Raw genomic sequence first — 12,544 nt, 5'->3', positions numbered from 1 at the left:
CAATTATTTATTAAAGTCATAAATGATAGGCGCCGTTTTCAGTAACGGATCACGTGTGCTCTCTGTTTCCGGATAAGGGAAAGCCCATACATTATCATTCGACTTGTCCGAATGAACGTAGTCGCCTTCCGCCAATGGAGTATGAGTAGCCCGAATTGCCAGTTTAGAACCATCGGACTGACGGGGACTATCGGAACTGAATTCCGGAGTCTGAGTCGTATTGTTTAATGAATAATTATAAGCGTACCAGCGATTGCTATCCCACTCGTCTCCACGTACTTCTTCTCCCTCATCATTAGTTACTGTATAGAATAACTCATTATTTATAAATTGAGTCACCCAGTTCATATCATAAAATGAACGTCTGACCAGAATAGACCACCAAAGCCCTTCCATGAAAAGTTCCATTCTATACTCTCTCATCAAGTCATTGCGAGTAAGATAGTAAGTCTTAATCTTAAACTCCGGATCACTCTCCATTTCCAACCGATAAGCCCGGCGCTTCACATCGTCATAATATGACAACGCCTCTTCATCTGTCAGTTCATCGTTTACTCCCATACAAGCTTCCACATAGAGCAGGTAAACCTCTGCCATACGTAACATTGGGGTACTGAATCCCGAATTGCCGTTAAGAGCGATATTGTTTGTATCTTCCGGACTACCGACTATCTGTTTTTTAAATGCTGTTTTCTTGCCGGTTTCTATTCCATTCGACTTCTGCCCGCTCTTATAACCTGCACTCCAAGCTCCTTCCGCCGTATGAGTACCAATATAACTATATGTTTGTCCCGGATAAAGTACATTGGCACGCAGACGTGAAAGTCCTCCGGAGTTTATCATCATACGCAAACAATCATAAGAAATGTAGGATGCATTATAAGCACTGAGCCCATTAAGTAAATCCGAATAAGAACAGAGACTCTGCCCGTTGCTATTCCCCATACCATAAACATCCACACCTTTCAAGGGTTGCAATGCGAATAGCACTTCCTTACAATTATTGTTCTGAACACGGAAAATCTGCTCATAATCCTCCATCAGTCCGTAGCTGCTTTGGCTGGTGATTACATTACCGGCAGCTTCTTTCGCTAGAGCGTACAGTTTCTCCGCCAAATCATGATTATCACTCGCTTCATAATAATCCATCGTTGTTTGTGAACAATGCCCGCCACGGGCATAAGCAGCTAATGTCACATAATAGCGTGCCAAAAGACCTTCAGCAGAATACTTGGTCACTCGTCCGTCCACATCTGAAACCGGTAAATACTCCTTTGCATAAACCAGATCACGTATACCATACCGAATCACGTCTTCAAAACGCGTAGGAGCTACATTTACAGCTTGGGTATATGCTACCGGATCCTCAATTAAAGGAACATCATGCCAATAGGAGGCCAGGTAATAATAGGCCGCTGCACGCATAAAACGTGCTTCTCCTTCGCAAATATTCGCTTGCGATTCATCAAAGTGCTGACGTCCCTGCGGAGCATAGTCATTGATAATATAATCTGCTTGGGTAATGACCGTGTAAAGCGAATTCCATGCATTACTCAATCCCGGGGTATTCGGCTTATTCGTAAAAAGACAGTAAGGGGCATATCCCTGTTCATTATTGTTGTCTCCATAGATATTATTTCCACGGGCATCGCCAAAGCTGAATAAATAAGTACTGTGAAAACCAAACCACGGCCTCATATAGAGATAAGCTGTTGCCTGACGCAGTTCATCGTAAGTAGTAAACGCTTTTAAGGTTTCTTTTTGACTGGAAGCATCGACCTGCAAGAAATCATCGCAAGATGTAAACATTGCTATTGTCAGTCCTAATGCTATTGATAATATATATTTTTTCATGAAAATATTCTATTTAGAAAGTTAAGTCTATACCAAACGTGTAAATTCTCGGAGAAGGACAACGCCCTGTATCTACACCATACATCAGCATACTCTGACCGGAATATGAATATTGCGCTTGAGTAGAGCCTATTTCCGGGTCATAACCACTATAGCCAGTAAATGTATACACATTCTTAATATTCGCATAGACACGTGCATTCTCAATTTTCAATTTACGCAACCAACTTTTAGGCAATGTATAACCGAAAACAATATTCTGTATACGCAAGAAAGAAGCGTCTTCAACTATGCGGTTACTGATGCGGTCATTATCATTCGCATCATTCACAGACATACGGCATTGGTTCGGGTTTGCCCCTGGCAAAACACAAATGTTCCAAACGTCATTATTGGCAGAGTTACCGTCAATATATCCCAAACGGGCATAATTATTAACTTCCTGGTGTACATTACCAGTTGATTTCGGATTCTTCAAACGACGAGACAAATAATTCATTGCCTTATTCCCTTGTGAACCATATAAGAAGATGGAGAGATCGAAGTTCTTATACTTAAATGTATTATTAATACCATAAGTAAACTTCGGTAATGGACTTCCCAAGAAAGTCTGGTCTTTCTCATCAATGATACCGTCATTATTTACGTCCTCAAAAATATAATCTCCAATATATACTTGCTTCACCAAGCTACCTTTATCCGTACCGGCATTCACTACACAATCACCTGTTCTCAATACAGGGGTCGCTATTTTCACAGTACTGGTTCCGTCTCCGTTATCTATCAGATAATCTGAAGCCGTATTTATCCGTCCTATCACTTTATAGCCGTAGAACTGGCTTACCGGATTTCCTATTGCCGTACGAGTGACCACATTTGTCTCCCCACTTTGCTGGTAAGTCTTATCAATGAAAGCGTTTTCCGTATTCATTGATACTACCTTATTACGATTCAAACTGAATGTCACATTCGTGCGCCATTGAAAATCACGGTTAGAAATATTGACTGTGTTCAACGTAAATTCAAATCCCTTATTTTGCATGGAACCTATATTTGCCCATTGTGCAGTTGCAGCACCGGTACCAGTGGTTCCAACGTAACCGGGAAAGTCTTGTTGTAATAACAGATCTTTGGTTTTCTTTATATAAGCATCAAAGATAAATTCCACACGATTGTTGAAGAGATTCAAATCGAGCCCCGCATTCCATGAGCGTGTACTTTCCCATGTCAAATCCGGATTGGCTATATTAGCCGTTTGTATACTATTTCCCCAGATGGACTGAACAAAACTCCCCATCCGTTGGTAAGCAAACGAACTGACATTCGAGTTGCCAACCTCCCCGTAACTGACTCTGAACTTAAGGTTATTGACTACATCTTTCAACGGACGCCAGAAACGTTCTTCAGAAACACGCCATGCCAAAGCTACTGAAGGAAAAGTTCCCCATTGATTGCCCTTGGCAAAATTTGAAGTCCCATCACGCCGTATAGTGGCAGTCATCTGATAACGATTATTATAACTATAGAATAAACGGCTAAAGAATGAAAGATAAGTCGTTTTGCTTGCCCTTCCGCTATTTGTAGCATAAACTGCATCACCTGCATCCAAATCTGTCAATATTGCATCTCCATGAGTACGTTTACCTTGAAGATAGTCGGACTTCCTCGAGGTCATCTCATGTCCCAACATCCAACTTACCTTATGCTTTCTGGCAAAAGTCTTATCCATCGTCAATACATTTTTCCATCCCCAATATAAACCGTAGTTCTTGGAGTGTTCATTGGTCGAATAAGGATTCTTAGACCATCCTAGCTTATATTGGGGCAGAAAGTACTGATAATTATCCAAATTCCCGTCAGCCGTAAAGTCCGTCCGGTATGTAATCCATTTTACAGGATTGATCTTCATAAATAAATTGGCACGTACTCCACCTTTTTCATTATTACGCTGGGTCAATGATGCTAACGCTACCGGATTACTATAACCACTTAAGAACTCCTGATCATTATCCGAAGGCCCCGTAAAATTACCTCCGTTATCACGTACCGGAACATCCGGTGCCTGATAAAGTGCATTCGGAATAATAGACCAGCTGGCCATCCCCGTGCTTTGCTTGGTATAAGAAACATTCACCGTACCACCAAAACGTACCTTCGACGTAGCCTGTACTTCAGTAGCCATACGGAATGTATAACGTTCAAAATCCGAACCTATACAAATACCATCCTGTCCGGTATATCCACCTGAGATGTTATAAGTTACTGCCTTAGTACCTCCACGAACTGAGATATTATAATTTTGCAACAAAGCTTTACGGAATATTTCATCTTGCCAATCGGTTCCACTTCCCAAAGTTTCAGGATGACTGAAAGCATCCTTTACTTTTCTTACATCTAAAAGTGCATATAACTCGTTATAATGGCGGGCATATTCTCTCAAATCCATCATATCAATCTTATTAGGTAGTTCCTGCACACCGGCAGAGGCTTGAAAATTAATCCTAGGCTTTCCGCTGACACCCGCCTTCATTGATATAAGTATCACTCCATTAGCCGCTTGAGCTCCATAAATAGCGGTAGCAGAAGCATCTTTCAGAATCTCGATGCTTTCAATATCGGCCGGGTTGATACCTGCAATCGCATTGCTTGTATTCGACCCTGTCTCACCGGAAATGATTACACCGTCAACCACATAAATAGGTTCGTTGGTACTGTTCAAAGAATTCACACCACGAATCTGAATGGATGTACCACCACCCGGAACACCTGAGTTTTGCGTCATTTGCAAACCGGCAGCACGTCCTTGTAAAGCCTGGTCGATAGTAGAAGCCATTGATTCCTCAATAGCTTTAGCGTTCACTGAAACAACAGATCCTGTCAAGTCCCCGCGTTTCATTGTTCCATACCCAATTGCAACAACTTCATCCAACATTTTCGCATCATTCTCCATCGATACATTCAATTGACCACCTTTGGTCACTTTACGTTGCATCGGTTTCATCCCGACATACGAGAATGAGATGGTAGCTCCCGGAGACAGACTCAAAGTATACTTACCATTTACATCGGTAATAGTCCCTTTACTCGTTCCTTTGACTTGAATACTAACTCCAATCAAAGGTTCTCCATTCTCATCGGTAACTGTACCGGTAATCGTAATCTTCTCTTCCGATACAGACTGTGCGATAGGGAATGACGAAGTTCCAACTGCAATAGACGCAGGAGTGACTGCATAAACGACACCGGCCGAAAGCAATCCTGCGAGCATTGTACATCTAAATAAATAATTGTTCTTCATACATATTATATTTAAACTGATAATAAACTATAAGCCAACAAATTTTGTATTGGTTGATTCTTATACAGTTTCAACCGATACAAAATTATAAACTTATACCTTATCGCATGCCGTTCCGTGTTACAAGAGATTGTTTATTCGTATTATAAACCTTTTAGAATGTTTCAATCCTTTTTTAAAATGATTCCCCACTGCTTATTCTGTTTCTTTTCCAAGAAATAAATCCATATTTCGAGATGATTCAATATATTCTGTAGGAGTTACTCCATACTGTTTTTTGAAGACTGTAGAAAAGTTTGCCTGATTATCAAACCCTACAGCATCAGCAACTTCTGCTATATTCAATTTACGTTCTTTCAACAAGATAGCCGCTTTTTTCATACGCAAATTCCTGATAAAAACCGAAGCTGAAACACCAGTTATGTCTTTAAGTTTACGATGAAGCTGAACACGGCTCAATCCCACTTCTTTAGCCATCATCTCTACATTAAAATCAGAGTCAGCCATATATTTATTAACGACATTCATTACACGTTCCATTATACGCTCATCCCCAGACTTATTTTCTATAAACTCAATCTTTCCTTCCTGATCTTGGGCACCTGAATATTTTCCTCTCAATAAAAGCCGGGTTTCAATCAAATTCTTTATATGCACCCTCAATTCTTCTATATTAAATGGTTTAGCCAAATATACATCAGCGCCTTTGTTTAATCCTTGTATACGATCTTTATAATCTGCTTTTGACGTTAACAAAATTATTGGTATATGGCCGATATTCGGATTTGTACGAAGTACTTTCAACAAAGAAATCCCATCCATCTCAGGCATAATAACATCAGAAATGACAAGATCCGGTTGGTACCTCAATATGGTTTGCAGTCCTTCTTTACCATTTCGACAAACATAAACCTTATAGAACCGCCCCAACTCCGCCTCTAAAAAGTTACGTATTTCATCATCATCATCAACTATGACGATTTTGTTATTTGTCTTATGATATTTCGTTTTGGCAATTTCATCTTCTTCTGTACTAGATATTGTAAATGCCGATGGTGCTATTCGTTGAACTATTCCATCTTCCTCCGCCAGTTCATTCTTTTTCAGATGTTCCTTTCCAAACGGCAAACAAATGATGAAACTACTGCCCTGACCTTCCTCCCGATTACGGGCATAAATAATACCATGATGCAGTTTGACAATCATGCGGCACAAATTTAATCCTATACCAAATCCCAAACTTCCATTTGAATTATTGGGAGCCTGATAAAAGCGTTCAAATATTTTCTCAAGTTTATTAGTATCAATACCCGTCCCACTATCTATCACTTCTATCTCCATATAATGACATAAGATACCTGTTGTACGTTCGTCAACCTTTTCATGCAAACATATTTTAATTTCACCATTATCTGGCGTATATTTAAAAGCATTTGATAAAAGATTCACTAATACCTTATCAAAATTATTACGGTCAACCCAAGCCAACATCACTTCCTTGTCATATTCAAAAAGCAAGTTAATATTCCGCATTTGTGCCTGATAACCAAACAAAGAAACCAATTCCTGAATAAAGCTGACCATATCTGTTTCCCTACAATGTATACGCAGTTGACCTTTTTCAATTTTACGTATATCCAACAATTGGTTCATCAGATTGACTATTCTATTAGCATTCTTCTGCATCAAACGCAATAGCTTCATTGTTTCAGGATCATAATCACGTTTTAAGAGATTTTCTAACGGACTAATAATTAAAGTCATTGGTGAACGTATCTCATGAGAAAGATTTATAAAAAGCTTAATTTTTTCTTCATTCAAATTTTTCTGATGACGACGTTTTATCATTAAATAGATTTGTCCTAAGGCGATAAGCAACAATGATATATAACAAATATAAGCAGGAACAGATCGCCACCAAGGTGCTGCAATATGAATACGAAGTTCCTTCACCGGACTATATTGGCCATTCTCACAGGCACGCACATCGAATGTATAATTGCCGGAGTTTAAGTGATTGTATGTAATCTGATTAACACCAGGTTGAGTGGCAGTCCATTCTTTCCCATATTCCCGAATACGGTACTCATAAAATATATTATCCACATTCTTATAATCTAGCGTAGAAAATTCAAGCGTGAATGTATTATCTTCGTAGGCTAAATTTATATCAGTTGTTTGTGTTGCAACAGTCTCAATAATAGAGTATTTTCTTGACTTTTGCCTTACCGTTACTGTTTCACCACCAAGGTAGATATTGGATAACATAACTTCTAGTTTCTTCTGCTGCCGAACAATACTATCAGGATGGAAGTAAGTTATCCCCTTTATTCCTCCCAAATAAATCATTCCATTCATAGACTGATAACTGGCTCCCGGCATATACTCATTATCAACAAGGCCGCGTTCAGAATAATAAGATACAATCCTGTTTTCATCTACATTCACTAGATTAATTCCTTTCAAAGTACTACACCAGATATTTCCATGTTCATCTTCCGCCAATCCATATACAAAATTATTAGATAGACCATCTTCCACACCATAATGTTTTAGAGTCTTTTCCAATGGATTATAGCAGAGTAGTCCTTTACTGGTGCCACCCCATATATTACCTTTAACATCTTCTAATAATGAGTAAGTAATAAAGCCACTAAGTTCTGCAGACAAATGTTCAAAAACCCGAGTTTGGGGATCAAAACAATCTATACCGTAGCAATGCCCTATCCATAAAAGATTCTTAGAACTATACATAAATGTATTAATCCAGTCATTTTTTAATCCTCCCAAGGAACTCTTATAATTAGTGACAGTCTGTGTAGGTACATGATACTGCATAAACCCAGTACCATAAACAGAAAAATATAAATTGTCTTTATCATCACCAATTATACTTTTAAGCTCTTTTGATTTTATTTCCGGGAATAAGGAGACCATTTTTCCACTAGGTTCCTCCATAAAAATGCCACAATATCTTCCCCCGAACCATAAATTATCCTTATTATCCTTATATATAGAAGAAAATGTCTGTTTCTCAAATAAATGACCAACAATATGACCTTTTGAATTGATTTGAAAAACACCCCCATTTTCCACTCCCCCCAGTATGTTGCCTTCTCTATCTTTACTAATAACCGTAACAACACTTGCTGTCGGATAATCTCGCTCTGGAACATTCCAAAAATGAAACGGAGTAGATTCTTTTGAAATCATCACTACACCTTTATGGTAACATCCCAACCATAAATTCATATCGCGATCTTCATAAATAATTGATATTTTGGCATAGTTCAAATCAAAAAATGGAAGTGAAACCGACTCTGAATATAATTCTGTCAAATCGGACGAAACCACTTTCAAACCTTTTCCATAAGTAGCTAAATAACTTATTCCATTCCTACCAGTTATAATAGAACGGGCTGGTAACCAATTCTCATTGGATTTTATTTCAATGAATTTGTCATGTTCCCTATCATAGCGGCAAACTGCGGTAGTAGTAGCGACTAGAAAGTTACCCACAGAATCTTCAGTCATCGAAGAAATTATAGAACCACCCTTAATATCAGTATTTGTATATATTTTACTCGTGTTAGTAAACGGATCATAACACAATAATCCTACATTATCCACTCCGATCCAAATTATACCTTTCTCATCTTCATAAATAGAACCGTAACGATGATAGTCCGAAACTTTGGGAATATTCGTAATCCGCACTGCTACTTTTTTATTTTTAGGAATACAAAACAATCCCTTTCCCGAAGAGGCTACCCAAATATCACCAGAGCGCAACTGAACAAGCTTCTTAACATGTAATGGGACAGCCTCATCAAAGATAATATGCCTGAAAATATTCTCCTCCGGCACATAATACTGTAACCCACCAATACTGCCAATCCATAAGGTTCCTTCCTTATCAAGCATTAACGTCTTAACAGAATTATCTAACAAAGAAGTGCTATCTTTAGGATTACTATAGTAATGGGTAAACTGCGTTCCATTAAATTTATTCAAACCATAGTCAGTCCCAATCCATATAAAACCATCTTTATCTTGGCAGATAGATGTAACAAGATCACACGTCAATTGCTTGGAATCATAAAACAATATATTCTCTGCTACCACCTGAGTAAATCCAACCAAACAAATAACCATCAATGATAATAGTCTTTTCATAGTAATCTATATTTTATTCATTCTGCAAATAAACTATTTTTTTTGTAAGTTGGAGCACATTCATTCTATTTTAAGACTTTATATAGATTATCGTCCCGCCGCATACACCCCGACTGTAGTACCTGTAAAGCCTCCGGCAGTAGCTGTACTCAAAAGGCTTGATTTTACTTTTCCTAACACTTGCCATGACTTTGATTTGCCTAACGCATAACTAAATGTATATTCATCTGGAGTCAGAGCCTCAACTTTCAATTTGACTTTTTGTTTTTTCTCCTTAGCAGATAAATGATATTCATATTTATCTTTGATTTCTTTCTTACCACGCCCACTATATGATTTCAAAGAAAGAATCATATCCCCCCTGTCATTAATCGTCTTACCAAACTGAATATAGCAATAATCATTTTGAAAGCAAACCATTCCTGCAAAATCCAACTCTTCTTTAGGAGAATAAACAAAAGCTGTTTGGGCATAGAACTTTTTACTATTCACCCTACGTCCAATGAAAGAAGGATTACCAAATTGGTCAATATACACTTCCCGTGGCTCCAAGATTAATTTACCATCACGCTGTATTCGGAAAAATTCATCCTTTGGTGTCCGAATAAAAGTGGCCTCCTTCGACAATCCCTCAGAAGTCCATAGTAAAGCTGAAGCATAAGGATCATATCCCTGTATTTTATTTAATTTTGACAGTTCTTTCATTTCAGGAGTCATATCTACGACATAAGGAACCTCCTTTCCTTTATCCAATATTACCGGTTGTTCATCATTCCATTTTACTGGTAATAAAAAAGTTTCACGCCCCGTGTTTTCATGTCCGTTCTGATAAGGACGGACTGCTAGAAACACAGCAAACCATTCCCCGTTTTCCGTTTCAACTAAATCGGCATGTCCGGCACAAGTAATCGGGTCTTTTCTATCGGACGGAAGCCCCATTTGAGTTAGAATGGGGTTAATAGAACAAGGAGTAAAAGGCCCCATCGGAGAATTAGAGGTTAAAATCACTTCCCGATGATTGGGTCCTGTACCTCCTTCCGCAGCCATCAGATAATATTTCCCTTTTATTTTATACAAATGAGGACCTTCAATCCAAGAAGGTTTCTTAGTGATATCCAGACCACCGTCAATCACAACTTTCGGTTCTCCGACAACCCGGTCGTTCTTCCAATCAAACTCACGTATCCATATTGCACGATGCCCATCATATAACGGTTCATATGCAGGAGGTTCATTGTTTAAGATATATGCCTTTCCGTCTTCATCAAAGAAGAAGCTCGGATCAATGCCTTTCACAGAGGGAAGTGCTACTGGATCGCTCCAATTGCATTTCTTCGGGTCATCTGTTTTTACATAAGTAGTACTACCATACCCTGTACCCGTAGTTATCATATAAAATGTCTTATTATGAGGATTATACTTTATATCAGGAGCATATACTCCCCAAGACATCTTGCTGTTCTTAATTAACAGCTGCGAAGGTCTGTTGAGCACATAGCCTAATTGAGTCCAGTGAACTAGATCCGTACTATGCCAGATCGGCACTCCCGGATAATAACTAAAACTTGAATTAACCAAATAATAATCTTTACCCACCCGACAAATACTAGGATCCGGATAACAGCCAGGGAGTATAGGATTCAGATACTGGTTCTTTGTAATTTCCTCTTGACTCTCGCCTTTATACAGAAATTCATCAAACACGGCAACATTCTGTGATGGCAACACTGAAACATTACTTATCAGCACTACTGTAAACAATATTTTTTGAAAAATTTTCATGGTACTTTTATTATTTAATTATATCCTTTAAAATCCATCCAAAGATACAAACCATTATAACAAAGTACATTATACAGTGTTACATACATATTTCAAAATGTAAACCGATGTTACATTTTATTTTAGATTCGTTTCATTCTTACAAAAGACTGTAAAAAGCTTAAGATTATATCAGAACGTAACAAAGTAGTGCCGGATGAGGTATTGAACAAAGATTTCTCTAGCCAGTTTAAAAACGGAAGCCGATGCAAGTAAGTTCCTCAAGTAGTTCCATGTGCAAATATTGGAGAAAATGACCGAAGGTGAACTGAACGCTCATTTAGGTTATCAGAAAAATCCTGTATCAGGACTAACAACGGCTACTCCCGTAATGGTAAGTCCCCAAGAAGATTCAAACCAAACACTGTGAATCAGTGATTGACATTCCTCATGATTGCAATAGCGCATTTGCGACTATTATTATACCTAAATATGAAAGCCCGTGGAATACATGATATACTTATTATCTGCATGGAAACTTGAATGACCTTACTGATGCAATCCGAACCATTCTCCCTCAATCCTCCCTCAAATATACGTAATTCATCAAATCAGGAATTCCTGCAGGTATGTCGTTCATAAAGATCAAAAGGTGTTTATAACTGATATGAAGAATATTTATAATACATCCCATTAAGAAGTGCCTACCAAACTGAATAATCCGGAAATGAAATAGGATAGTAAGTATCCTTATGCAATCCTGTCAGGGAGAAATAATTGAGAGGATTTTAACTATATTTTTCCAGTTTACACTTGAAATCAGATAAACCATTTATGCCACAAATCTCATTAAAAACCTAAATGGGAAAATCAGAAAGTACATCAAATCAAAGCTTTCATTCCCACCAGATGATGCAATAAAAAAGACAACATACCTGCCTCTTATTATAATTGAAAAAAATAGATATAACCAATTTACAACTAGGGATTGATTATGAACCAATTTATGATATATTCTTCAGGTGTATCTGTAGTAAGCCTGTACTTAAAAGCTATACCATCATATGCACCCTGAAAGTAATTTCTATCTCTTGTTGCTTGTCATTCTCTAAATAATAAACTTGTTCGTTAGCTTCATTTACACAATGCCTGCGCTTACCGATTATCATTTTATAATCATCTATCACCAAGCGGGCCTCCGAGATAGATTTTAGTCTTAAATTACCAGCGTAAATCCGACTATTAGTTTCTAATCCCAATTTTTAATGGGATAAAATACATTTATCCTTGTATTCTATTCTAAATCCCACATCACTGTAGGATTTATTTTTCATGGCTAAAACCGTAATCTTTAGTTTTCCATTAGGAGAAACCGTATCATTTATCTTCGAGCTATGAGAAAATAAGGCTACAAAGATTGCTAATAATATAATAAGACTATGAAAAATATACTGG

The 12,544-nt window shown here is 37.9% G+C and carries 5 protein-coding genes; all 5 read right to left on the bottom strand.

The genetic code is table 11. From position 1 onward, the window contains the following. Positions 1-3 precede the first annotated feature (3 nt). The 5 genes from HC965_RS16375 to HC965_RS26875 all read right to left on the bottom strand — a co-directional run bounded on the left by HC965_RS16375 (position 4) and on the right by HC965_RS26875 (position 12,348). Positions 4-1,854: a RagB/SusD family nutrient uptake outer membrane protein gene (locus HC965_RS16375; RefSeq protein ID WP_191032460.1), complete on the bottom strand. Its 1,851-nt coding sequence runs from the start codon at positions 1,852-1,854 to the stop codon at positions 4-6. A gap of 13 nt (positions 1,855-1,867) precedes the next feature. After that, on the bottom strand, positions 1,868-5,152 hold the full coding sequence (locus HC965_RS16370; protein ID WP_191032459.1) for a TonB-dependent receptor: 3,285 nt from the start codon (positions 5,150-5,152) through the stop codon (positions 1,868-1,870). A gap of 195 nt (positions 5,153-5,347) precedes the next feature. Next, the gene (locus HC965_RS16365; RefSeq protein WP_191032458.1) at positions 5,348-9,328 is read right to left on the bottom strand and encodes a two-component regulator propeller domain-containing protein; all 3,981 of its coding nucleotides are present in this window, start codon (positions 9,326-9,328) and stop codon (positions 5,348-5,350) included. 87 nt (positions 9,329-9,415) lie between these two features. Continuing rightward, positions 9,416-11,110: a glycoside hydrolase family 43 protein gene (locus HC965_RS16360; RefSeq protein ID WP_191032457.1), complete on the bottom strand. Its 1,695-nt coding sequence runs from the start codon at positions 11,108-11,110 to the stop codon at positions 9,416-9,418. A 1,031-nt stretch (positions 11,111-12,141) separates the two neighbouring features. Further along, positions 12,142-12,348, bottom strand: a complete 207-nt coding sequence (locus HC965_RS26875) for a glycoside hydrolase family 97 N-terminal domain-containing protein (protein ID WP_191032456.1) — start codon at positions 12,346-12,348, stop codon at positions 12,142-12,144. Between the last annotated feature and the right edge of the window lie 196 nt (positions 12,349-12,544).

It is taken from the genome of Bacteroides sp. GM023, assembly GCF_014750685.1.
In the GTDB taxonomy this organism is placed as follows: Bacteria; Bacteroidota; Bacteroidia; order Bacteroidales; family Bacteroidaceae; genus Bacteroides.
This window is presented reverse-complemented; position numbering and strand designations above follow the sequence as displayed.

What these genes read in the sequence shown, in the direction of transcription:
- HC965_RS16370 (WP_191032459.1), bottom strand. Translation starts at nt 5,152, where the DNA reads ATGAAGAACAATTATTTATTTAGATGTACAATGCTCGCAGGATTGCTT.
- HC965_RS16375 (WP_191032460.1), bottom strand. Translation starts at nt 1,854, where the DNA reads ATGAAAAAATATATATTATCAATAGCATTAGGACTGACAATAGCAATG.
- HC965_RS16360 (WP_191032457.1), bottom strand. Translation starts at nt 11,110, where the DNA reads ATGAAAATTTTTCAAAAAATATTGTTTACAGTAGTGCTGATAAGTAAT.
- HC965_RS16365 (WP_191032458.1), bottom strand. Translation starts at nt 9,328, where the DNA reads ATGAAAAGACTATTATCATTGATGGTTATTTGTTTGGTTGGATTTACT.